This window comes from Acetobacter sp. DmW_125128 (genome assembly GCF_008704325.1).
Taxonomy (GTDB): domain Bacteria; phylum Pseudomonadota; class Alphaproteobacteria; order Acetobacterales; family Acetobacteraceae; genus Acetobacter; species Acetobacter oryzifermentans.
In genome coordinates, this window is record NZ_VHOP01000002.1 from 1 (window position 1) to 22,816 (window position 22,816).

At 49.0% G+C, this 22,816-nt stretch carries 24 protein-coding genes and 4 pseudogenes; 13 read left to right on the top strand and 15 right to left on the bottom strand.

Annotated elements, in window-relative coordinates:
• Nucleotides 1-105 precede the first annotated feature (105 nt).
• The 5 genes from FKW19_RS15550 to FKW19_RS00960 all read right to left on the bottom strand — a co-directional run bounded on the left by FKW19_RS15550 (nucleotide 106) and on the right by FKW19_RS00960 (nucleotide 3,076).
• Entirely contained in the window at nucleotides 106-420 is a 315-nt protein-coding gene (locus FKW19_RS15550) for a transposase (RefSeq protein ID WP_162870697.1), read from the bottom strand.
• A 362-nt stretch (nucleotides 421-782) separates the two neighbouring features.
• Nucleotides 783-938 (bottom strand): hypothetical protein, encoded by a 156-nt coding sequence (locus FKW19_RS15305; RefSeq protein WP_162870698.1) that lies wholly within the window; start codon nucleotides 936-938, stop codon nucleotides 783-785.
• Nucleotides 939-1,054: 116 nt separating this feature from the next.
• Nucleotides 1,055-1,963 carry a ferredoxin--NADP reductase gene (locus FKW19_RS15610; protein WP_238331323.1) on the bottom strand — a complete coding sequence of 303 codons (909 nt, stop codon included), beginning with the start codon at nucleotides 1,961-1,963 and terminating at the stop codon, nucleotides 1,055-1,057.
• 258 nt (nucleotides 1,964-2,221) lie between these two features.
• Nucleotides 2,222-2,650: a DUF1772 domain-containing protein gene (locus FKW19_RS00955; RefSeq protein ID WP_193561035.1), complete on the bottom strand. Its 429-nt coding sequence runs from the start codon at nucleotides 2,648-2,650 to the stop codon at nucleotides 2,222-2,224.
• A 57-nt stretch (nucleotides 2,651-2,707) separates the two neighbouring features.
• Nucleotides 2,708-3,076, bottom strand: coding sequence for an antibiotic biosynthesis monooxygenase (locus FKW19_RS00960; protein ID WP_089179950.1), 369 nt, complete (start codon nucleotides 3,074-3,076; stop codon nucleotides 2,708-2,710).
• A gap of 99 nt (nucleotides 3,077-3,175) precedes the next feature.
• Here FKW19_RS00960 and FKW19_RS00965 point away from each other — a divergent pair, with 99 nt between their 5' ends.
• Nucleotides 3,176-3,646, top strand: a complete 471-nt coding sequence (locus tag FKW19_RS00965; protein ID WP_089179425.1) for a MarR family winged helix-turn-helix transcriptional regulator — start codon at nucleotides 3,176-3,178, stop codon at nucleotides 3,644-3,646.
• A 278-nt stretch (nucleotides 3,647-3,924) separates the two neighbouring features.
• On the opposite strand, the pseudogene FKW19_RS00970 reads toward FKW19_RS00965, so the two are convergent.
• Nucleotides 3,925-4,885 (bottom strand): annotated as a pseudogene (locus FKW19_RS00970) (DDE-type integrase/transposase/recombinase).
• Nucleotides 4,886-5,672: 787 nt separating this feature from the next.
• Here FKW19_RS00970 and FKW19_RS15990 point away from each other — a divergent pair.
• The 7 genes from FKW19_RS15990 to FKW19_RS01005 all read left to right on the top strand — a co-directional run bounded on the left by FKW19_RS15990 (nucleotide 5,673) and on the right by FKW19_RS01005 (nucleotide 12,045).
• The gene (locus FKW19_RS15990) at nucleotides 5,673-5,885 is read left to right on the top strand and encodes a redoxin domain-containing protein (protein ID WP_370512884.1); all 213 of its coding nucleotides are present in this window, start codon (nucleotides 5,673-5,675) and stop codon (nucleotides 5,883-5,885) included.
• Between the two features lie 310 nt (nucleotides 5,886-6,195).
• A complete protein-coding gene (locus FKW19_RS00980; protein ID WP_162870699.1) occupies nucleotides 6,196-6,843 on the top strand; it encodes an alpha/beta hydrolase in 648 nt (215 codons plus the stop codon).
• Between the two features lie 311 nt (nucleotides 6,844-7,154).
• Nucleotides 7,155-8,018: a serine O-acetyltransferase EpsC gene (gene epsC / locus FKW19_RS00985; protein ID WP_089179423.1), complete on the top strand. Its 864-nt coding sequence runs from the start codon at nucleotides 7,155-7,157 to the stop codon at nucleotides 8,016-8,018.
• Nucleotides 8,019-8,252: 234 nt separating this feature from the next.
• Nucleotides 8,253-9,632 (top strand): family 2B encapsulin nanocompartment shell protein, encoded by a 1,380-nt coding sequence (locus FKW19_RS00990; protein ID WP_089179422.1) that lies wholly within the window; start codon nucleotides 8,253-8,255, stop codon nucleotides 9,630-9,632.
• Nucleotides 9,616-11,205, top strand: coding sequence for a cysteine desulfurase (locus tag FKW19_RS00995; protein ID WP_089179421.1), 1,590 nt, complete (start codon nucleotides 9,616-9,618; stop codon nucleotides 11,203-11,205). The genes FKW19_RS00990 and FKW19_RS00995 overlap by 17 nt, the downstream gene beginning before the upstream one ends.
• A 1-nt stretch (nucleotide 11,206) precedes the next feature.
• Nucleotides 11,207-11,626 carry a YeeE/YedE family protein gene (locus FKW19_RS01000; RefSeq protein WP_089179420.1) on the top strand — a complete coding sequence of 140 codons (420 nt, stop codon included), beginning with the start codon at nucleotides 11,207-11,209 and terminating at the stop codon, nucleotides 11,624-11,626.
• Complete coding sequence (locus tag FKW19_RS01005; RefSeq protein ID WP_089179419.1) at nucleotides 11,623-12,045, top strand: DUF6691 family protein; 423 nt, start codon at nucleotides 11,623-11,625, stop codon at nucleotides 12,043-12,045. The genes FKW19_RS01000 and FKW19_RS01005 overlap by 4 nt, the downstream gene beginning before the upstream one ends.
• A 121-nt stretch (nucleotides 12,046-12,166) precedes the next feature.
• On the opposite strand, the pseudogene FKW19_RS15995 reads toward FKW19_RS01005, so the two are convergent.
• From FKW19_RS15995 to FKW19_RS01035, 7 genes and pseudogenes are all read right to left on the bottom strand, one after another.
• Nucleotides 12,167-12,253: pseudogene (locus tag FKW19_RS15995) on the bottom strand (hypothetical protein); the annotation flags it as partial.
• Between the two features lie 32 nt (nucleotides 12,254-12,285).
• Nucleotides 12,286-12,874: pseudogene (locus tag FKW19_RS15615) on the bottom strand (DDE-type integrase/transposase/recombinase); the annotation flags it as partial.
• 271 nt (nucleotides 12,875-13,145) lie between these two features.
• The gene (pnuC, locus tag FKW19_RS01015; RefSeq protein ID WP_162870700.1) at nucleotides 13,146-13,709 is read right to left on the bottom strand and encodes a nicotinamide riboside transporter PnuC; all 564 of its coding nucleotides are present in this window, start codon (nucleotides 13,707-13,709) and stop codon (nucleotides 13,146-13,148) included.
• 36 nt (nucleotides 13,710-13,745) lie between these two features.
• Nucleotides 13,746-14,642 carry a sulfurtransferase gene (locus FKW19_RS01020; protein WP_089179415.1) on the bottom strand — a complete coding sequence of 299 codons (897 nt, stop codon included), beginning with the start codon at nucleotides 14,640-14,642 and terminating at the stop codon, nucleotides 13,746-13,748.
• A gap of 5 nt (nucleotides 14,643-14,647) precedes the next feature.
• A complete protein-coding gene (locus FKW19_RS01025) occupies nucleotides 14,648-15,811 on the bottom strand; it encodes a phosphotransferase enzyme family protein (RefSeq protein WP_202879009.1) in 1,164 nt (387 codons plus the stop codon).
• A complete protein-coding gene (locus FKW19_RS01030) occupies nucleotides 15,808-16,755 on the bottom strand; it encodes an ABC transporter substrate-binding protein (protein ID WP_089179414.1) in 948 nt (315 codons plus the stop codon). The genes FKW19_RS01025 and FKW19_RS01030 overlap by 4 nt, the downstream gene beginning before the upstream one ends.
• 3 nt (nucleotides 16,756-16,758) lie before the next feature.
• Nucleotides 16,759-19,131 (bottom strand): TonB-dependent receptor, encoded by a 2,373-nt coding sequence (locus tag FKW19_RS01035; protein ID WP_089179948.1) that lies wholly within the window; start codon nucleotides 19,129-19,131, stop codon nucleotides 16,759-16,761.
• A 256-nt stretch (nucleotides 19,132-19,387) separates the two neighbouring features.
• Between FKW19_RS01035 and FKW19_RS01040 the strand changes: the two genes are divergently transcribed.
• The 3 genes and pseudogenes from FKW19_RS01040 (at nucleotide 19,388) to FKW19_RS01050 (ending at nucleotide 20,950) form a co-directional block, all read left to right on the top strand.
• Entirely contained in the window at nucleotides 19,388-20,275 is an 888-nt protein-coding gene (locus tag FKW19_RS01040; RefSeq protein WP_162870701.1) for a LysR family transcriptional regulator, read from the top strand.
• 127 nt (nucleotides 20,276-20,402) lie between these two features.
• Nucleotides 20,403-20,546, top strand: a pseudogene (locus FKW19_RS01045) (transposase); the annotation flags it as partial.
• 122 nt (nucleotides 20,547-20,668) lie between these two features.
• On the top strand, nucleotides 20,669-20,950 hold the full coding sequence (locus FKW19_RS01050) for a hypothetical protein (RefSeq protein WP_123809144.1): 282 nt from the start codon (nucleotides 20,669-20,671) through the stop codon (nucleotides 20,948-20,950).
• On the opposite strand, the gene FKW19_RS16045 is transcribed toward FKW19_RS01050, so the two are convergent.
• Both FKW19_RS16045 and FKW19_RS16050 read right to left on the bottom strand, forming a co-directional pair.
• Entirely contained in the window at nucleotides 20,859-21,140 is a 282-nt protein-coding gene (locus FKW19_RS16045; RefSeq protein ID WP_089179412.1) for a flavin reductase, read from the bottom strand. The genes FKW19_RS01050 and FKW19_RS16045 overlap by 92 nt on opposite strands.
• 17 nt (nucleotides 21,141-21,157) lie before the next feature.
• Entirely contained in the window at nucleotides 21,158-21,379 is a 222-nt protein-coding gene (locus tag FKW19_RS16050; protein WP_089179411.1) for a flavin reductase, read from the bottom strand.
• 551 nt (nucleotides 21,380-21,930) lie between these two features.
• Here FKW19_RS16050 and FKW19_RS01065 point away from each other — a divergent pair.
• Entirely contained in the window at nucleotides 21,931-22,071 is a 141-nt protein-coding gene (locus FKW19_RS01065; protein WP_238331324.1) for a hypothetical protein, read from the top strand.
• A complete protein-coding gene (gene vapC, locus FKW19_RS01070; RefSeq protein WP_089179410.1) occupies nucleotides 22,072-22,482 on the top strand; it encodes a tRNA(fMet)-specific endonuclease VapC in 411 nt (136 codons plus the stop codon).
• Nucleotides 22,483-22,816 lie beyond the last annotated feature (334 nt).

Here is a 22,816-nt window from a genome sequence, read left to right on the forward strand (position 1 = left end):
CATGTCTCGTCCGTAAAAGTGCCTGTTCCGTCTCCTTCTTCCATCCCTACAATATGGGAAGAATTTCAAGCGCTAACAGGCCCTAGAATCTGTTAGGCTCAGGACTCATTTTTTAAGATAGAAGATGAAGCTTGCTGCGATATGGATTGCGGACATGAAGGTATGAGCGCACCGGTCACATCGGGTCGCAACCCGTCGCCAGTCTTTCAGTTTTGCGAACATGTTTTCGATCAGATGGCGCTTTCTATACAGATGCCAATTGTAAGGTGGCTTTGATTCCCTGTTCTTCTTTGGTGGAATACAGGCGGTGATGTTCCGGTCTGCGAGAGACTGTCTGATTTTATTGCTGTCGTATCCCCAATCACCGATGACTTCCTCTGTCTCATCCGACAGGTTCGCCAGCAGCACCTTTGAAATCACTGACCTGTCCAGCAGTCAAATGAAGGCGGACAGGTCGGCCCGGATCATCGCACACGGCATGAAGTTTTGAGTTCAGGCCGCCTTTTGTCCGTCCGATATGGCGGGGAAAAGCCTCTTTTTGAGCAGGAACGCCGATGTCCGGTGTGTCTTGAGGTGTGTTGCATCAATCATCAGACGCTTCGAACGGTCAGAGTGTTGTGTCAGGGTGACAAAGAGATCCAGTCAAAACACTCAGGCGGCTCCACCGGATAAAGCGATTATACAAACTGGTGTGCGGAGTCTTGTGCGGACCATACGCTTTCGGAGCATCTTTCCACTGAAGACCGTTACGAATTACATAAACGTTCGCTCAGTTCAATAAATTAATAGATCCTGAGCTTAAAAAGGCTTTTCTGACCAGCCAGCAGACGGCGCTCAGCAATCAGGAGACAGCGCTGCAAATTCAGGAAAGCCGTTTGGTGGCAAGTGTGAAACTGATCGTCGATCTTGGGGCGGCTGGAATACTCAACAGCTTCCATCAAACGGATCCCTGCAGGAGGATAATCCCCTTATTCCGGCCTTTCTGGAAAAACATAGCGGGAAGTAGCCCTTTATGACCTGCTTCGGGAATGTTTCTCCAGAAAGCGTGCGTGCTTCAATACCCTGCGAAGGATTCTGCATGTATCTGTGTCGGATGAACGTCAGCCTGCTTCAATAGCGTTTGCATCGCAGCCACCATGACTGGGGGGCCTGCAAGATAGAAAACCGCTCCGGTCAGGTCGTCCAGATGACGGGAAAGCATCGCCTGCGTGATGTAACCCTGCTCTCCCTGCCAGTCGGGCTGGCGAGTCATGGTGGCGACAAGCCTGAAGTGCGGATGTGCTGCAGAAAGCTGTTGTAACTCCGACAGGAAGGCTGCCTCGCGTTCATCACGGTTGCTGTAAAACAGTGTCATGTCGCGCGTCAGGCCGCGCTGTATTGAGTCCAGAATCATGCTCCGGAATGGCGTGATCCCGATGCCACCCGCGATGAAAACCACAGGTCTCGTATCCTGCGTCACTGCAAGATCGCCGTAAGGGCCTTCAATATCGATAACGGATCCTTCCGGCAGACCAACAAGACAGTGTTTGAAAGCACTATCGCGTAGGCGTGTGGCCACAAGCAGAGTGCTGTCCGTCGGAGCCCCAGCAAGTGAGAAGGTCCGAATGCGTCCTTCACTGTCCGATTTGTGCAGTTCAGGCAGGGTGACGTAGACGGCCTGACCTGCGGTAAAAATAAAACCTTCCGGTTTTTTCAGGACGAATGCGACCGTGTCATCGGCGACGTTCTCTTTCTTCTCAAGACTGGTCCGGTAGCGTTGTGCCGGTTTCAGACGGCTTTTACGACGCCATTGAGTCAGTTTCAGGCCATCACGAAAATTCAGACCAAGCAGCGTGATATTCGTCGCACCTGCAAGAAGTTCCAGAACCTGCACACCATAGAATGATGCATCAAACAGGCCTGCCCGGGCTCTCGCGGCGAGGAACAGGGCCGACGGAATAAGGATTAGGATACCGTGCGGCAATGAAGGGCATGCGCCTGAGTTTTGTACCAAGCAGCCCGGTGCGCTGCCCTTGCGATAGAAAGACGCCCGAACCTCCTGTTGCGGCGAGTGCCGGGACAAGCAAAAGAAATCCCCATGGGATCGTTATCTTGACAGCGATCACAACATCCCGGGACAGAAAAAGCTCGGAGATGACCGTAGAAAGCCAGAAGGTTGCGATAGTCAGAAGCGCCACCACTCCGGCAAGGGGATGAATCAGTCTCGGCATGATGAGGCTCTCTACCGGTTGCACGCCCACACGCCGAGCGCCGATGCGGCAACGGCCAGTGCGATGCGGATATTGTGAAGACGAAGCCAGGTATCGAGTTGCCCTGATACCTGATCCAGAGGGAGGCTTCCGGTGGAGAAGCCCGTATTGGCAGGCACGAACCAGCCGATTGTCAGGAAGATAACAGCGGCGATGCAGACGGCGGCACTTGTCCAGAGAAGCCGGTTGACGGGATCGGCGCGGTCAATCCAGATCATGCTCGCCAGCCCGATAAGAGTTGGAAGGACGACAGGCGGAATGGCTTTCTGAATGTATCCCCCATTGTGAGCAAACCATGCCAGGAATTGCTCGGGAGGGAGGCTTTTCCAGTAATTTCCGAGAATGACCCCGATTGCAAGCATGACGCCTGCAAACATGGCGGGGCCGATAATGGCCAGCATGCGGCATAAAAGTCTCATGACATGCTTCCCTGCATCCGATTGCCACGAACCAGAGGATCAGGCTGTGCAGATACCTGCGACGCCCACCTTCTGGAACAGATGCGGTCTTGCAATGGCGGAGGACGGATAGGCCTTCAGCTTCGAGCGGAACTCAGGATGCGTGAAGGCGGCGCGAAACGCCTCATTTGATTCCCAGACAGCATAGTTCAGGTATGTCGGGCTCTCACCCAGGGCACGGTGCAACTGGGTCGAAATAAATCCGGGCTGGCGTTTCATGAAACCGGCATCGTCTTTCCAGACTTCGAGAAACCGCTCTTCGTCCGCTGCATCGAGGGTGAACAGATTGATCAGGACAACCGGAGCCGCCTTGATCTCAAGCTGGCGCTCAATTGGGAAATTGTCGTCCAGCGGCTTTCTGTGAGACATTTTGGACACCATCCATGTTGATTGCATAGCGACAGTTCGCTACGTCTGAAGTATATGTCTATATGACATCATGATGTCAATAAAAATGGATGATGACAAATGCCGGAAGTTCCCGCTGATCCGAAAGGTCAGGCTTTGACGGATCTGATTCTGACGGTTTTCAGGACGAATAACCTGCTTCTGCTCTGGGGAGACCGTCTGGTTTCCTCTTTCGGTCTGACCAGCGCCCGATGGCAGATTTTGGGGGCTATCGTTCATGCAGAGCGGTCCCAGCCGGTTGCATGGCTTGCGCGCGATCTCGGAGCCAATCGCCAGAATGTGCAAAGGATTGTTAATGATCTGCATCATGAAGGGTTGGTTGTTTTTGCCCCCAATCCTCACCACAGACGGGCACATCTTGTCGTTCTTACGGAAAAGGGACGTGAGATTTATGATGCCGCAATTGGGGTTTACACGCCACGCGTGAATGCTTTGGCGGAAGAAATGAGTATTGATGATATTCAAGGGGCATATAATTTAATGGAGACATTAAGATGTCATATCGAACGTGATTTAGATATTAATAAATGATAAATAATGTATTATTCCGTAATTATATAAAGAGCGGCTGGCTCGTCTGAGCGAGCTTGGCGATCAGTTTGAAGTGTTTTCCCGAACTGTAAATTTTTAGGTGTTGCTATGACATCGGTCGCCAGACCGTCGGGGTTAAGCCTCACGTTACGAGCCCACAGGGTGTGCGGGGGATGAAGGGAAGAGGTTCGACCGACAGGGCGATCAGGTGAATGTTCCTTCCGCAATGCTGTGGGCAAGCCGGACGACCAGTGCGTCTTTGCCATCACAAAGCACTTCTAGGTGTCAGGTTGTGATACATCATTGGGATAATCGATGATTTTATCGATTTGTTTTATGAGGTCACGATGGGCTGGTTTGACGTAATCAGGATTACGGGCTGGGGGATGTTTTTCAAGCAACGACGTGATGCGCTGTGCGGGAGTTATGTCGCCCAGAACACGCTGCGGGCGATGATTGTAAGCGGAACAGAAGCCTCTGAGTAGAATTTTCAGATCCTTATGGTTTGAGACACAGATCGGCAACACCTCTGTCGCGACACGGCCACTGAAGCGTTCGACCATTCCATTGGTCTGAAGGGAGTAAGCTTTGGTCCGGCGTCGGTCGATTCCCGTATCATGACAGGCTTTTTCGAAAACCTTTGCTGTAAAGCAGGAACCACGATCGGTCAGAATATGGATGATTCGGAAAAGAAAGGCGGTTTTGGCAGCTTTGAGGAAATCGACGGAATTATCGGTATTCTCCGCGTCATAGACGGCCAGATGGATCGAGCGAGAGCATCTATCAATGGCGACATAGAGAAAACGTTTCCACCGTTCTCCATCTGCTGTCTGCAATTTAGGCAGATGTTTCACATCGATATGGACATAACCAGGATCGTAAGTAATCCCGGAACTTTCCCTGTCCACGCACAGGTTCGGCTTTTTGCGCAAGAGGTAACCTGTTCAGTCCGGTATCTTTCAGAATACGCCAGATATTGTCCCGTTTCAGATGTGGCAGGAAATGCCTCGCGACGAAGGTCAGATCATCCAGACCGAAACCGGTCGCACGCCGAAGCTAACAGATAATGGCACGCTCTTCCTTCGAGGCTTTCCAGGCCAGTTTCCATGGACGGCTGCTGCGGTTCTGGCAGGCGTCTGAATCACGCCTGCGCCACTTGCGAACAGTTTCATTGCTGATCCCATAGCATTCGGCGAGCACGGATGTCGGTTCTAACGAACGCGCTATGTCTGCCCGGATGGCCGGTGTCGTGCGTGCCTAAGGATGGATCTGAAGCATCATTCATTCTCCCTGCAGACGGAAGAAAACCATGGAGCGTAACGCGGTATTGCACACGTTACATCATCCCAATAACGTCTCACAACCTGACAGCCTAATAGAGAGGGCTGAAACAGACGCCCCCTGAAAGAGCCTGTCGTTTGAATAGAACAGGCATTGAATTGACCTTAAAAAAAACTGTGAAAATTGAGTTGAGTTAATAATTTCGTGAAATGGGTAACCTATAATTCACGTGTAAATTTAAGCGACAAGATTTTCGGTGGAGCATCTAAATTTTAACCCAATTTTACTATGACGTTGTCAATCCGGAGTAAACCTTTGTCCTCTGGCCATGTGCAAAATATATCACGTCCCAATTCTGCCTGACCTGTTGCAGTAATATTTAAATGAAAGTTTTTCACCCTGATGCCACTTCCATTGGGTGCGGTGTCAGGTCGTATTGAAACAAGCTGACGGTGGCGTCAGAAAGAGCAAAAAGCATGCCCCGAGTTTTGTGCGGAGGCAAAAATAATGCCGTCCCTATAATGGCAAGAAGGGCCCTTGTGGTTAAAGCGGGCCAAAGCAATTTCCTGAGCGACAGTGTTTTTCCATGAAGTGGGATTTCTTGCTTTCTATGCTTTCGATTGCTAGGTAAATCTATTCCACTAAAAAATAATGAATTATAATTTTTACAACGATAAAAATATGTGCTTATTTTTTATATCTGATTTCATTATGTGATTCTGAGGTGAACTTATGATGCTCCAGTTTGGCCAGACTGCGCCTGATTTCGTGCAGGACAATCCATTTTCATTCATGGATCGGGACTGCCTGGGGCATCCTGTTCAGCCATCCGAAAGATTTTATCTCCGTCTGCACAACGGAGCTTGGTGCGGTCGCCCATCTTGCGTCCGAATGGGCTAAACGAAATACCAAGGTGTTGGGCTTGTCTGTTGACGGGCTGAAAGATCATGCGGCCTAGGGAGGACGTGATCATTGCTCCCTCCATTAGTGATGAGCAGGCGAAAACGCTTTTTCCTCAGGGATGGAAGACTCTCAGACCGTATCTACGGTTAGTGAAATTTTCATAAAACAAGCACAAATAGACTGGTCAAAAGGGGATTATCAGAGTGCGACACAATGTTATCAAGCGGACGTCTGAAGCAAAATACGCAAGAACCATGCATTCTGCAGTCAAAAGTAAAGCTGTGTCACAGTCGCCATTTTTGCGACAGAACTTGGTGAAGCAAAGAGCCCCATCTTTACAGAGCCAAGTCGGGAGTGATGACAGAGTGCCTGATAATATTGTTCGGCATCTTTCCGCGTCTCTCACCGCATTTGAGCTTGTTGTCGTGCCAGGTTTAGATGGTTCTGCCCGTCATCATTGGCAGTCAATGTGGCAGAATTTCTTTCAGGCTAAAGGAATTTCTATCAGGAGAGTTAATCAAAAAATCTGGTCGACGCCTCATTATAACCGTTGGATTATGACTCTAGTTTCTACGGTTGAAAAGAGTAGGAAGCCGGTTTTGCTTGTGGGTCATAGTCTGGGATGCATTCTGATTGCCCATGCTGTTGAACAAGGGCTTTTACCAGATACCGTCGCCGGGGCTTTGTTGGTTGCGCCTGCTGATGTCGAGAATGGGCCTACACAGGATATTTCTCGTGTTGCAGCTTTTAGTCCGGTACCGATCTCACCGTTACCTTTTCCGGCCCTGGTTGTTGGTAGCCGTAATGATCCATGGTTGAGTGTCACGCGAGCTCGCATGTTTGCCAAGCACTGGAATGCTTCTTTTGTTGATGCAGGTCGTAAGGGGCATATCGGCAATCAGAGTCATCTTGGGTGCTGGTCAGATGGTTTGATGTTTTTGGATCGGCTGACGCAGACCGTTTTAATAGAAAAAACAGGTTTACGGTACCCCCATAAAAAAACACTGCAATAAGTGGATTATGATGATTTTTTGTAAAATTCATCTTCTATAGGCTCTTTCCTTGTGTCGGTGACATGTAGATCAATGATATTAAAGAAGAATTATATATTAAAATATAACACTATATTATTATAACTTTCAAAGTATAGTTCTTAATGAGGTGATTTTCACTATGGCTATATCGCTTTGTGTTGTATCCAGAGTAAAGCACAGTATTCTGCATATTTTTAAATGGATGATCCGTTTTTTACCTGAGTGTATGATCTGAGAAATCATTTCCAGAAAATAGTCTTTAAAAACGGTTTCGAAAGTAATGACTCACAATGGGTGATCAGATTTATGTGTCTCGTGAACAAACAACGGACAAAGAACATTTATTGTCAGCTATCAACGCAGCCGGAAAAATTGCCCCTCAGACTGTATGGGATATCCTGAAAGTAGATCCTAATCCACTTCTGAAGGATTTACTGGAAAGAAGTGGTGGCGAAAATATAAATCCAGAAGAAAAATTTTCTATGGTTCTGTCATTATGTTTGTCAGAAAAATTATCGTTAGAAAAAGAAGAGATTTTGCGTCTTTATAGTTTTTTTCAGGAGTTTTATATGGTGTGTCCGCATCTTGTTACTGCTGCGTGTTCTGATCTAACAGCTTTATATAATCGGAATCCTGCAATGCATGATTATGGAACGGCTTTTTTAGAATTTAAAGGATATCATGCTCTACAATGTTACCGTGTTGCACATGGTTTGTGGGAAGAAAATAGGTTAACGGCAGCCAGGTTTTTTCAAAGCCTGATTTCGGAGCGATGGAACATTGATATCCATCCAGCCGCTGTTTTGGGTGAACGTCTTATTCTCGACCATGGAACAGGAATTGTGATTGGCGAAACAACTATTGTCGAAAATGATGTTGTGCTCTTTCAGGGCATAACACTGGGAGGTACTGGAAAAGAGACAGGGAAGCGCCACCCAACTGTCCGGCAAGGTTCAATAATAGGACCGGGCAGTAAAATACTGGGTGATATTGAAATCGGACAGGGTGCAAAAATAGGAAGCGGGTCAGTTGTTGTGAAAAATGTTTCACCCTTCACGTGTGTCTTTGGTAACCCAGCACAGGTGGTAGGACAGCATACTCATTTGCCCGGACTGACATTCGATCTATCTCTTCCTCCTATTGACTACATATAATAACAATAAAAAACGTGATATATTAAATTCACTTTTGTATACGTTTTTTATTGACGTTTGGTGTAAGGGTGTTACGGTCAGAGTTACGGTTTCCTAATTTAGGTATACCAGGTAATATTCTGGAGCGAAAAAATGGTTCATCCTGTTCGTCCACAAATACGATGTTGTTAGATATCTATAAAAATAAATAAGCGTGTTCTTTATAGTATTAAAAATTACAGGATATATTTGTTCATGACTGACATTCAGCCTACATATTCAGGCGCGTCTGCGCTTGATCGTAATTTGTCCGCAAGGCAGCTTTCAACAGCACATGTTACCCGCGTTCAGAATCTGGAACGTACGCCTCGTTGGTTACACCGGCTTTTGCCATGGGTTAATGTTGGGGGCGGTGTTTTTCGTGTTAACAGGCGTCGCATCATCTCATCGCGATTTGCCGGTGTGGTTTTTTCGGGGCAGGGAAATAGTATTGCTCCTACTTCTGAAAGTCTGTCTTTTTTTCCAGGTTTTTCAGGTCAGGATCTGGAAGATATTCAGGTTATCAGTAAAGCATTCAAGTCTCAGAAGCTGTCTGCTGGTAAAGAGTTTTCGATTGAGGATGGCAGTCTTCTGATTGTCGTGAATGGGCAGGTTCAACAGAAAGCGACTACACCAGAGGGACGACAAGTCAGGAATCTGTTTTTGACTGCCGGTCAAAGCGGTATTGTGCAGCATAATGCACACTATGGTCCGCTTATTGCTACGGGAGATACGACGGTTGTTACGCTGTCACCTACTCTGGCAGAGAAATACCCTTGGTTAACTGATGCATTTGAGCAAATCAATCGGGAAGGGAGGGCGAGCGCAGGTGTAAATAAATATGGAGAGTCAGCCATTCAGGTTCTTTCCAGTGTTGATGGTGAGCCCAAACTGCCTACAACGTTCGTGGATTATCAGGATCATCCACGCGAATATTATCTGCATTCCCTGCAAACTGTCCTGCGCACCCATACGCGTATTACCGATCTTTATAGCAACGAGTTCGATCAGCTGCGTGAGCAGGTTAGGGTGGTTATCGATGTCATTCGGGAGCGTGAAGAGTGGGAGCTTCTAAACAATCCTGAATTCGGCTTGCTGCGAGAGACTGCGATTGCCCAGCGTCTTCCAACGCGAAATGGCCCGCCGACACCGGATGATCTGGATGAGCTTCTTACTAAAGTTTGGAAAAAACCTGGTTTTTTCTTGGCACATCCCAAAGCCATTGCGGCCTTTGGCCGTGAGGCAACACGTCGAGGCGTTCCGCCGCCAACAGTCACTCTTTTTGGTTCACCTTTTCTAACATGGCGTGGCATTCCTCTTGTTCCGTCAGACAAAATTCCGGTTTCTGAATTTGGGGAAACCAGCATTCTGTTGCTTCGGGTCGGTGAGGAAGAGCAGGGTGTCATCGGGTTGCATAATACTGGCATTACAGGCGAGGTCGAGCCGGGCCTTTCTGTGCGCTACAGCGGGACGGACCAGTTCTCGGTCGCATCTCATCTGATCACACGCTACTTTTCCGCTGCTGTTCTGGTTGAAGATGCCATTGCCCGGCTTGATAACGTGCTGATTGGAAATTACTATGACTACGCCCCCTGATGTTAGCGATGCGCCACCCATCACGGCGCATCAGACTCTTCTTGTTCGTGCCTTTCAGGATGTTCTGAACGAGGGGGTGGCTGGCGCTGCTCCCTTTGGCCACCAGCAGCTTACGGCACCAGCATTTGCGTCAGGAGCGGATGTGTCTGGTTACGAACCTGTATGGTCAAGAACGCCAGTGACAGCCCCCGCGTCGCCAGACACTCAGTTTGGCGCTCTTTCCGAAAAAGCTGTTTCACCGTTTTTCTCTGGAGCATTCTCGCTGCCAGTCCGGCCTTCTGTAATGCATCTGCCAGAAGAGGGTTCAGCCAAGCCTTATTTTTTGCAGGATAAATCACATATTACGGGAAAAATACTGTCTGCATATGATATCCGGCAGATTAAGAACGATTTTCCTATTCTCAATCAGTCGGTCAACGGACATAAGCTGATCTGGCTGGATAATGCTGCGACAACGCAAAAGCCACGCGCTGTGATTGATGCGACCTCTCATTTTTATGAGCGTGATAATTCAAATATCCATCGTGCAGCGCATACTCTCGCAGCGCGCGCCACAGATGCGTTTGAAGGAGCACGGGAAAAGCTCCGGCGTTTTATTGGTGCGCGCGAGGCTGCGGAGATTATTTTTGTTAGAGGCACAACGGAAGCTATCAATCTGGTAGCGCAAAGCTACGGCCGTGCCAATATTGGTAATGGTGATGAAATTCTGATCACCACAATTGAGCATCATGCTAACATTGTGCCATGGCAATTGCTGGCCAAACAGACAGGAGCCGTCTTACGGATTGCTCCGGTGAATGATAAAGGTGAGCTACTGCTTGAACAGTTTGCAGCCCTTCTATCCGGGCGAACGAAAATTGTTGCGGTGACGCATGTTGCCAATGCGCTGGGTACGATTAATCCGATTGAGCAGATTATTCCCTTAGCGCATGCATATGGTGTGCCTGTTCTGGTGGATGCTGCGCAATCCTCCCCCCATTTGCCGCTGAATGTTGCGGCTCTGGATGCAGACTTTTTGGTGCTGTCTGGTCACAAAGTGTACGGTCCGACCGGGATTGGTATTCTGTATGGTAAACGTGCACTCCTTGAGGCCATGCCGCCCTGGCAGGGTGGTGGGCATATGATACGGGATGTCACGTTTACTCATACGGAGTTTCAGGGACTGCCCGAGAAATTTGAGGCGGGCACGCCGGACATAGCCGGGGCTGTTGGTCTGGGAGCTGCGGTAGATTATCTGGAGAAGATAGGTCTGCCAGCCATTGCAGCACATGAACATGCTTTGCTTGAGTATGCCACTTCTGAATTTGAGCGCCTACCGGGTGTCAGGATTATCGGCACGGCAGCGGCCAAGGCAAGTGTTTTGTCTTTTGTTGTCGAAGGGCATGATGTTACGGACGTGGCAAAATATCTGGATGGTTATGGTATTGCCGCACGTTCCGGTCATCACTGCGCGCAACCAGCGCTTCGGCGTTTCGGTGTGGAGGCGACGGTTCGGGCATCCTTCGGTCTTTACAACAGTTTTGAGGATGTGGATGCTCTGGTCTCTTCGCTCAGGTCACTGATAAGGCACTGACATGACACTTGCAGTTCTGACTGCACTGGGCGGCGGTCTTCTGATAGGGAGTGCCGCCGTTTTTTTGAAGGCCGCAACAGGGCATATTCTTGGCGTCAGTGGTATTCTGGGTCATGCCTCCTCGTGCTCCGCAGGGAGCTGGCGGTGGGCGTTTCTCGCTGGTGTGGTTGGTGCAGCGGTTGTCATGCGCGGTATGGGTGTTTTGGTACCAGCAAGTTTCAGCCAGTTGGGATGGGAACGTTTGCTGGTTGCGGGGCTGCTGACAGGAGCAGGAACCAGACTGGCCAATGGGTGTACCAGTGGTCATGGCGTGTGTGGGTTGGGAAATCTGTCCGGGCGTTCTTTGATTGCGGTTCTGGTTTTTATGGGAACAGCCGGGTTTGTTGTCTTTCTTCAGCACAACAGGAGCTGGCTTTCATGAAGACTATGGCGGCCGCGTTCTGTGGCTTTATTTTTTCTCTTGGCCTGATGGTTTCAGGGATGGCAGATCCTGCCAATGTGTTGGGCTTTCTGGACGTGACAGGCGCGTGGAACTCTCTTCTGGCTTTTGTCATGGGAGGTGCTGTTGCTATCACGCTTCCCGGTTTCTGGTGGCTTCGGCACAGGCAGCTTACGGGGCGGCCTTCTGATGATGCGCTACTTTGGCCGAAGCGCTGGCCGCCAGATGCGCCGCTTGTGGCAGGTGCCATCCTGTTTGGTGTTGGCTGGGGACTGACTGGCGTTTGCCCCGGCCCGGCTCTTGTTCTGCTCGGCCTGGACGGTTGGAAAGCATGGCTTCTGGTTGTGAGCATTTTGCTCGGTTGGAAAGGTACGCAGTACCTGCAAAACAATCATATGTGATAAAGCAATAGATTGTCTGCCTCGCTTGTTGCGTAAGCAGACAATCGGTATCAGGAACCTTCTGGTTAATACGGTCAAGGTGGGGGGTCGAAAAACTGGACTTGTGCCGGTTTTATGTCGGCTAGGAAATGCTAATGCCGTCCAGATATGAATGGCGTCGACGTGGATTGTAGAAACCATAGATATACTGGAAGATGGCAGCAGTCGTCTGACGACGGGTTAGTCAGTTTTGCCTCCAGAGCCATTGTCCATTCTGATAGCCTCTGGCCTACCGCGCCATTCCATAACCTGTTCCATGCAGCGGACCATCCGATAGGTCGGCAAAGAAAAATCAACCTCAATCACCAATCTTTCACGATTGAAGTCATCCAGGATGTTCAGGAGCCGAAAAGCAGGTTCATCCATCAGACAGTCCGCCATGAAATCCATGGACCAGGCCCTGTTTGGAATATCTGGGACCGCCGATTGCTTTTCAGGCTTTTCGCGAACAAGGCGCCTACGCAGTTTAATCCGCAGGTTGAATTCCAGATCCCGATAAATCCGATAAACCCGCTTATGGTTCCAGAGATGTCCCTGCACATTGTGCAGATACAGGAAACACAGACCAAATCCCCATCTCCTATGAGCCTGTGTCAGTCCCGTCAGCAGATCGGCAATCCTGTCATTCTCCTCTGCCAGTCTTGGACGATAGCGAAAGCAGGTCTCGGATATCTCAAAAATCCGACTGGTCAGTGCAATGCTGCCCCGTGATGTGCCACAGCCTGTGCGGCTAGTTTCTGGCGCTGGGCTGGCTGCTTCATTTGTTCCCCAAAGCCTCCTTCAGAATCTCATCATTCCATACGCTGAGAAAATTCTCATTCAAAAACCACTCTTTTTGTGGCGGGATTGCCCTCGTAACTACGTGCAAGTTTTGATACCAAACGGTAAAAGCCACCTTCATGGATGGCTTTTTTACGTCTAAATAGCCACGTAGGGAGATATTCAGGCTTTCTAAGCGTAACTTTCTCAATAAGAAAGGGCATAAATATGCTAAAAAGGAGAGATTCAACTTATGATATTTAAAAATGGTAGGTTTTGAATATTCATGTTGGCCAGAAAACTTAGTGGGTATTGATATCTCGCTTCCATGTAAAGACACCGTACATCGCAAGTAAGGAAAATACAGTATATAGACTAGCTGTTAAAAAATCTGTGCGGTATAAAAAAAGCCACGCATATATAAAGTCGACAAAAATCCATAAATACCAGTTTTCCATATATTTTCGTGTTGTCCATAAAGAAGCCAAAAGACTTAAGCACATCAAGACTGAGTCAATATAAGGTTGTGGATCATTCGTGAAATGAGAAAAACCCCATCCAACGGGAAGACCAATACACGCGGTTAACACTACCTGAGTTCTGAGATTTCTGGGTATGAGTGAGTGGAAATGGCTTTGTTTTTTTGGAGCTTTTTTGGGAGTTCTCCATGAGTACCAACCATATCCAAGAATGATGCAATAGATAGCTTGCAACAGCATGTCGCCATAAAGGTGCCAGAGATAAAATTGGCGCAGGTAGAGGATGACCCCAACCATGCCAACCGGCCAGCACATCATGTTCCGTCGGGCCGTAAGCCAGACCCCTGTGATATTGATAGCAACTGCTGCGGCTTCCAAAGAAGGCACGTTTTTTTTCTCACGTTTGATGATGAGGACGTAAATTCACGCTGGATTTGTCACCAGTGGCAGTTCAGGGTTTGCCGACCATTCCTGTAATGACCCATCATAAAGAGTGGTATCAAAATGCCCGACAAGTGTGAGAGCGACCGCGACAACGGCAGCAGAAATACCGCCCCCGCAATACAGAACAAGAGGAAGGGCCTTGTGTGTGAGCAAGGGTTGAAGAATGCTCCGCAACTCTGGAACGCTTTTGTACAAACCCTGCTCGTTTAATAGGCTGCGTGCAGGTAAATTCAGACTGTGGGGAATATGTCCGCGCCTGCTGTAGCGGGTTGGAGTTGTACCATCGAACACGCTTTTGGATAAGGCGCAGACAAGCGTGCCCTTTTCCGTTCCGTCGGCAATACGTAGCACGCGTTGACGGTCGCACCAAAGCTGGGGCTGGAGGGTAAAAGTGGCATGCGACCTTTCCCTTCTGTTGATATTATCGAATTGGGGTAAGCTCTTTTTTGTGGTGGTTGGTTGCTCCGCATTTTGCCATGCGCTGTATCCACCATCCAGAATACGTGCGCTAACACCAACGCTGCGAAGCATCCACCAGAGGCGCGCTGCCCAGAAACCATCGGTTTTATCGTATAAAACGGGCGTGATCTGGGGCGTAATGCCTTGTGTTGCAAAGCGTATGGCCAGCTCTTCCAGGGGAGGAAGGGCAAAGCTGAAAGATTGGGATGTATCGGCAAGGTCGTGCGTCAGATCCAGATGTTGCGCGCGGGGAATATGGCCTTCACACCATTGCGCTCGACCAGATTCAACCCGGTAATCTCTGTCAAACCGGGGGGAGGGGAGTACTACACTGGTATCAAAAAGAGCCAACGTAGGGTCTTGCCTGCGCTCGGACAGTTCAGCAACGCTGATAAGGGGAGATACGGAATGTGCCATGTTGGTTATGCGGCCTTGCTGCCAAGTGTATGAAGGTGCCTGATCAGGCGTTGTCCTTGCGGTGAGGCAAACCAGTCGGCATGCCCCAGAAGGTAGGTATTGTAAGCCAAAGCGGCATTTTGTCTGTCGTTCAGAAGGCCGGCAAAATAGTCTATTTCGCTGAGTGCAAAGTCAGTGTGCACAATGGGGAGTATACCGGCCAAGGCTTGTATATCTGTAGTGCTGAGTGGCGTTATGCTGGAATAACCAGCAAGTAATGCTTCCAGTTGATCCAAATTTGCAGTGGGGGCAACGCCATTTTCCATATCCAGCCAGGAGATTAGATTACGCTCTATGGCGGTTGCGAGGTCGAATAATGCGGAACTTTTACTCGCCAGACCAAAGTCTAGAACTGAGGAGACTGTCCCGTTTGATCCGGCAGCAGACCAGAGCAGATTGGAGGCATGCCAGTCTCCGTGTGTCCAAAGCCGAGGGGCTGCGTGCAAAATGGCATGCGCGTTAGCATGGTATGGTGCAAGCAGGTGTGTCTGAATATCGTGTTTCCAGTTCCGTTCGTGCAGAAAGCTGGCCAGTCCGGGGCGAAGGTGCAAATCTGCGCCAAGAGCCTGCAAGGGGTCTGGCTGGCGGATCAGCCTGTCGTCGGAGACAAGCAGATGTGTGCTGCGGGGGGGCGCGTTGTAATGCTTGAGTGCTTTATGCACCCGTGCCAGCATGGTGCCCGCAGCATAGGCGTGACCTGTATTAAAAAACGGGGTCCATGACGTGCGGTCCTGATAGAGGTCCAGCCCGATGGCGATGTCATGCACTTCATAGGTCCATCCATTGTGGAGGACCATTGTTTTCCCGCTTGTTGTTTCTAGCAAAGAAGCAACGGGAATATCCTGCTGCTTCAGGTGCCCGATAAGGGCATGTTCCTCTTCCAGATTGCGCGGTGTACGCAGGGCATGCCCATGGCGTTTGACAAAAAGCATACCACGGTCGGTTCTTATTGTGGCGGCCGCAGAAAAAGGGCGTGGGCTGCGCCACAGAATGGCTTGCAGTGTGCCCGCGCGTGGAAAATGGTGCAGAACCTCCTCAAGTTCTGTGTCTTTTATATCAGGCCAGTCTGATTCTTTGCGGGTGGTACCCATGCCATGTGTATATGGGGCTGCCATTACATATCCGCTCATGAATGTTCTTGTACGGAGTGACGGAAATCTTGTTCAATAACCGCTGAACGCCAGATATTCCTGTCAGACACAATAGCGTTTTTTGCCAGCCAATGTGTGTATTCCTCCATAACGTCCGGGCGTAGTTCTCCCCATTTTCCGTTGTGCAGCCATGTTGGTGCAATGGCTGTAAGGGACTGGCTGAGTAGTTCAGTAGGAAAATATGGTGTTGCCAGTTCATAGGCGGAAAGAGCAGAAAGCGGGTTTTGTGCTGCTGCCAGAAACCCTTTTTCAGATGCCTTGAGAAATGATCGGACTTTGTCAGGTGTTGTCTCGATTATCTCATCACGGGTGCATAGAACATAGCTGTGGTAAGCAGGTGCCCCTAGTTGCCCTAACGGCCAGACAAGACGCTCCTCCTGCGGAATGGAACTGTCCATCAGTGCTTCCCATGCCCAGTATCCTCCAAAGCTGGCGTCTGCTAGGTCATTTTGTAAATCTTCTGGATGAAACTCCCGGAATTGAGAGTTTACAATTTTGACGGCATCAGGGTCTCCACCATCGGAAGAGACAAGGTGCCGGATCATGGCAAGCCCCCGAGGCGTGGGGTTCATGGCGAGTTTCCGTCCCGCCAGATCACGTGGGCGGTTAATGTTTTTACTTTTAAGAGTCTGTATGGTTTCCAGCGCACTATGGTTTATGGCGGCAATGGCCCGCAGTGGTTCCCCACCATCACGCCGGACTAAAAGCCTGTTGACTGGTGCAACGGCAAAGTCAGCACGGGCCTGTAGCAGGTGTTCAAGGGAATCACCGTGCCACGGGTCTGGCACAGTGATATGCAGGTCCAGTCCATTTTGTTCATACCATTTTTGCTGTCGGGCAAGGTAGAAGCCTGCCGAGTTTGGCCATGGATGGAAATATTCCAGTACAAGGCATGTTGAATAAAGATTATGTGACTGTGACATGTCTTAAAAACCTGTGGAAATAGTGGCAAGTGCTGCAAAACCGCTGCCAATGTAGTAGCTGGGGGCGCTGCCGGAGATGGTGTTGCCGTGGGTGCCTGTGGTATCCCGCGCGTTCAGCGTTGGGCTGGCTACCCCGGAAAGATAATGCTCGTTGGTGATGTTGATGAAGTTCATGCGTATTGTGGGCTGGTGCAGGTGATAATGATCTGAAAAGCGATACCCAATGGCCAGATCGCCAGTCGTGTGGTCTGGCATGCGCTCATCGTTCATGAATGTTGCATATTGGTGCCCGGTATAGTGTACTGTTGCGACACCAAAGAGATGACCATCATCATAACTCAGGCCGATGGCGGCTTGCAGTGATGGGCTGCGGACAGCAGTGTGGCCCTTAGTCGGCAGAATATCACCTTCTGCGCTAATGTTATTGTCGATGGTCGCATGTAGGTACTCGCCCGACACATAGGGGCTAAAGTGATGCCACGGCTTTAAACCGACCTCTACATCCACCCCGCGCGATGTCTGTCCACCTGCATTCATGGTTGTCGTAATGATGGAGCCATTTTGGACTGCAAGAGTAGAAATCTGACGATTTGTAAAATTGTAATTAAAGAGCGTCAGACTTCCTACAAGCCAGCGATTGGATAGGCGGTAGCCTAACTCTTCCGAGATGGAGTATTCGTCACGCAGATTATGGCTTCCCGCAGTGACAAGACCGCCTGAAGAAGGATCATAAGCGTTATAGAGTGCAGTTTGATCGGGCGCTCTGAAGTTTGTGGTAGCATTGAAAAATATCTGGTTATGATCATCAATATGCCAGCGCAGGCCCAGTCTGGGCAGTGGTTCCATGCTATTGGACCCAACTCGATATTGTGGGCCGGGCACGTTATTGGTGCCAGAGCGGTTGAGCATGACAATTTTGAAGCCCAGATCTATGAGCAGTCGGTCATGTAGGAGTGAGATATGGTCCCCTGCAAACAGTGCATTACTTTGGGAAATGGTATGAAAACTGCCTCCTAGCAACTTTTGACCGTTAGCAAGATGAATCTGGCTGTTCGAGTTTTTTGCCCAGATGTCAGCTGAGGAGCCATTGGTTTGCACGGTGGTAAAAGGCTGCTGTTCGTTATCGTCGCCGTAGTCGTACCAATAGCCGAAGACAAAGTCGTTCCATGCCTTTTTATAGTGCAAGGCAACAGTAAACCCGGAGCGGTAGCTGCGTTGCGTGTAGTTTGCTCGCACAACTGCTTCTTCATTCTGTGCGCCAGGCAGATTCAGCGTATCTGGCAAAGTTTGCGTGCCCTGATAAAGGCCACTCTCGCTCAGAATAGTGCCTCCGGGAGCATTGCCATAAGCAAACTGGGCGTAGGGTGTGCTATCAAGTGTCAGGCGGTCAGTCAGACGCAAATGGACAGGTGCCCCTGCATAAAGTGTTCGTTCCGGCTGGCGCCATAGGCGCCAGTAATTGGCTCCGTTGTTCTGGTTGGAAGCATCGTAACGAGCTAGCAGATTGTTAGCGCCTCCAATGCCATCGCTTTTCCAGCTTTCCATACTGGCCTGAGGGTAATAGCTGGTAATAGTGCTGTTAAAGGAACCGAGAAAGCTGGCATGGTTGCCTTGCCCCCATTCCTTAAGAAATTTAAAATCAACGTGTTGTTTTTCGTCACGTCCTGGGCCGCGCCAGTTGTCCGTCGCGCCGTGGGAGTATGAGACAAAACCCCGTAAGCCCGTGTGGGCAATATCTCCTGTATCCATCCGTATGAATTCACGGTTGGTGTTGTAGGAGCCGTAAGAGACACTGGCAAAACCCCCGGCTTTTTTAGTCGGATTACGAAAACTGAGCTGCATAAGCCCGCCCGCAGCGTTAAGCACCGGACTGTCTAGATTGGATGAACCTTGGGCTAGAGCAATTTGCTGATAATTTTCGCTATCAGCAAATTGACCGGGGTAGCCGCTGGAGTATGCCACATCGTTCAGTGGCATACCTTCGAGCACATATCCGATGGAATCCCCACCAAGGCCACGCACACTGATGTCCGTGCTAGGCGAAAAACCAAAGGGATCAGATGTCGCAACGTTTGCGCCGGGCAGGAGGGAGGCGAGCTGAAAAGCTGTCGCCATGGGCGCTTGCTTGTCCATAAAATCGCGGTCAACCGTGCTAACGGCTTTTACCCCATCCTGTTTGTGAATAAGTCCTCCACCGGGCTGGTAGCCATGTACAGTGTTGGCTAGGCCTGTGATGACAATATTTTCTGTCGTGCGGCTTGGCTTGATGGGGGTAGCGGGCGCTACTCTGGCAGGTTTTCTGGGCGCAACATTATGTGCTGTTGCGAGAGGTTGTGGCGCAGAGGCGCTGTTTGCAGCCTGAACGGATGCAGACATAATAAGCAGGCTACAAGCAGAGACCCCGGCGCACAAAAAAGATTTGCGTCTTTTGACAAGAGGATGAAGTGCCAACAATGCGGTGTGGGCATTGTTCATGCGGGGTTTTGGCATAAGATTCTCACGGGTATATTCACTTTATTTTTGTGTGATATATAAAAATACCAACTAAAAATAGATATTTGTGTTCTGCTCTGTTATTCAACTATGGAATAGTGGATTAAATATATACCGGTTTATGGTGGGTAATATGAATATGGAACACCTTCGTGCCTTTCTTTGTTTGGCAGAAAGGGGAAATTTCTCGGATGCTGCTCGCGACATGGGCATGTCACAACCGTCATTAAGCAAAAAAATCCGTCGGCTAGAAGACGTGCTGGGGGCTGATCTTTTTATGCGTACTACGCATCAGACAAGCTTAAGTGCTTTCGGACGAAATTTTTTGGATGAAGCCCGTAATCTGCTCGACCATTCAAACCGTGTCATGGAGCGAGGGCAAAAGTTAGCCCGAGGGCGTGCGGGAACAATACGGATCGGGTTTACTTTTTCAGTCATGGATCTGCTAACGACTATTTTGCCACAATTTAGCGAAAATGACGGCAGGTTTGATATTGTGCTGGAAGACATGTCATCCGGGGAGCAGGAACATGCACTTAAAACAGGTCAAATAGATGTGGGGTTTATGCGTCACGGACGCAATGAGGAGTTGAACTTTCTTTCCTTGACGCATGATAATTTGGTGTTGTTGGTGCCTCGTGATCGTCATGATATTGTAGGACTTGCAGATATATCCAGTTCAAATTTACCATTAGTACGATTTAAAAAAACATTTTCATACGGAATCTATGATCGGACGGAGCAGATATTAAATGCGAGTTTAGTACAGCCTGCTTATACCTTATGGTTTAATGAGAGTCTCAGTGTCATTCAGGTTGTGTGCTCAGGCTTGGCATGTGCAATAATCCATCGCTCCAGTTTATCTATACTGTCTGAAACAGAAAAAAACTTTACCGTTCATGAGATAAGACATCCGTCTGCTCGGTGGGAAGTGGGTATGGCTACGTACGATGTCGGAATTAATCCAGCACGGGATATATTTCGTCAGAAAATTTTTTCTTATTACAATTTAGAGAAGTTTGTATAATTTCTTAAGTTATTTAGTGTTAACGTTTAAGATTGGAAGTAATATTAGAATAATACGCGTTTAAATAAAGAATAGTATTTACGTTACCCTTCGACTTGAAGCAAGGCCTGTCCACTGGAGACAGATGATGAAGAAAGTGCGTTTCACGCAGGATCGGATCATTGGGATACTGAGAGAACATTAGGCGGACGTATCTGTGGCCGATCTGTGCAACAAGCACGGGATCAGCGATGCGACGTTCTATACCGAGCGCTCAAAATACGGTGGCATGGTAAGTGTCTGAGATCAAGCAAGCTCATTGAAACCGAAAAAGCACAGCACAGAACACGATAATCGTTGTCCATATCTTTAGATGGTCTGCCTTTCGACGAACACATTAGGCTAGTGCTATCCGTGCTCGCTCACGACACAAAATGCAACGATAACGATTCGGGACAAGCGGACACAGATGGAACTAGCGTCAAAGAATGGCATCCATCAGATGATGATCATCTAATGGATGCATATGGTGGTCGAGGATATGATTGCTCTTTGAGTGATATTTTAAAAAGTAACCTAGAATTTCAACATCGGAAAAATTACTTCAAGAGCATATATGATGAAAACTTTTACCAAACCAGGATAAAGCTTGATGATTTTCCTCATGAAAAACAATATCCTGAATATGAGATATAATAATATTATGAGAACCAGACGGTAAGGTTTCGATAATACGTTTTACCAAAGTCACTGAATCATCAGCAATAACTGGGGATGCTTCTTGATCAACAATCCATTCGTTATCTTTGAATTTTTCTTCCTGTGCAGGTGATCCAGATGCAAAACGGAATGCAAGAGTTCCATGGTCAGGTTTAAGAATTCTGATACTTAATTTACGGTTTTCTAAAAAGCTTCATAAGATCTATTATCTCGGTTAATACAGAATAATAGCGTGGGTGGGGACAGACTGACACTACAAATTTCTGATACTGTAAGCCCATGTCGACCAAAGTGCCCATCGGTAGTTACAAGAAAAACGGGTGCATTCAGCAAGCTCATTGCATTTCGGAATGCTTCTGAAGAAACCTGGTCTGATTGTTTTTTTGGTGACTTTGCTTTCATCATGTAATCTTTCTACTTTAGTGTATGGGTATCGACATGCGTTATATAGTCAGTATCAATCTCACCTACTATGATAGGAAGGTAGATGGACTGTATTAGCTACATCAAGCCAGCTACGGGATACGTAATTGAAGCCCCATTGACACTCAGCCCCTTGATGGCGTGATGCATCATTCTGAACATAATCATTCTGTGTGTTTGTATAAGCTGCTCCCGTAACCTTGCAACTTGCGGTGATTATGTACCATTTTCTCCACGGAGAGTGTAGAGCATATGGCGCGATACATTTATCAGCATCAAGACTGGCCGGACTTTCATTGAGATATAAGCACTATTTTCCGTGGGCAGATGGAAGAGCCACTGCATCACCTGTCCGGATTGTAGGTATGTGGTGAGGAGGGGCCCGAAATTACGGGACAGCTTCGTTCAAACGGGATATACATGATGCATATCCATGAGGAGAAATAGCGGACGCTGACCCGTACGACACTCTTTCTATCCAACCGTTCGCAGGTTGCGTCTGCCGAAGATGGTTGCCTTCGGGGAGCGGGTGCGTGACGTCGTCATTGTGTCCGAAGATTCACGATGGATCATCGCCCCCCGCTGACGTAGCGTGGGATGATTTCTTTGCGGCTCCCGGCGTGGATCTGGGGGAGCGGAACCAGCCGGCCATGCAGGAACGTGAGGCACTTTGAATGCTGCGTTACCTGCTCGATACGAACCTCTGTATCCGGGTATCGCGGGATCGGCCGCAGAGGTTGCGTCCGAGGTTCAACAGTTATGCGGAGGAACTCCGCATTTCGGGCGTGGTTTTGTATGAGCTGCTTTATGGCGCGGAACGCTCGTCATCCCCCGTGCGCACAAGGCGTGAGGTCGAGCACTTCGCGGCAAGGCTGGCGGTGCTGCCATTCGACAGTGAAGCGACCGCCCATACGGCGGACATTCGGGCCGAACTTGAACGGAATGGCCGTATCATAGGTCCGTATGATCTCATGATTGCCGGGCATGCCCGGAGCGGAGGGCTGATTGTGGTGACGGGGAACTTTCGGGAATTCCAGCGGGTGGAAGGTCTTCGAACTGAGGACTGGCTGACTGACACGGTCTGACCGAAAGAGGTCTCAGTGAGATGGAATATTGCTCAAAACGATTGTTTATCAATCGACTATGTCATGCAGCGAACCTCTCTACGAACCCACTGACAAGCAGCAGTTTTCTTTGGTTGCAGGCCCCCGTAACAAGATTTTTTGTTTATTATCAAATATTTATACAGGATCGTGGGCGGCCTTTGGCGTTTCTTCAACGCCAACTTGTAATGCAAGCCCAGCTAGATCCCTAGGCTTGGCGGGGTGCTGCATATATGACCCGCCTCAACAGGCGTCTAAATCACTAGAATAATACATAATGGTGTCCGCGGCGGGATTCGAACCCACGGCCCCAGGA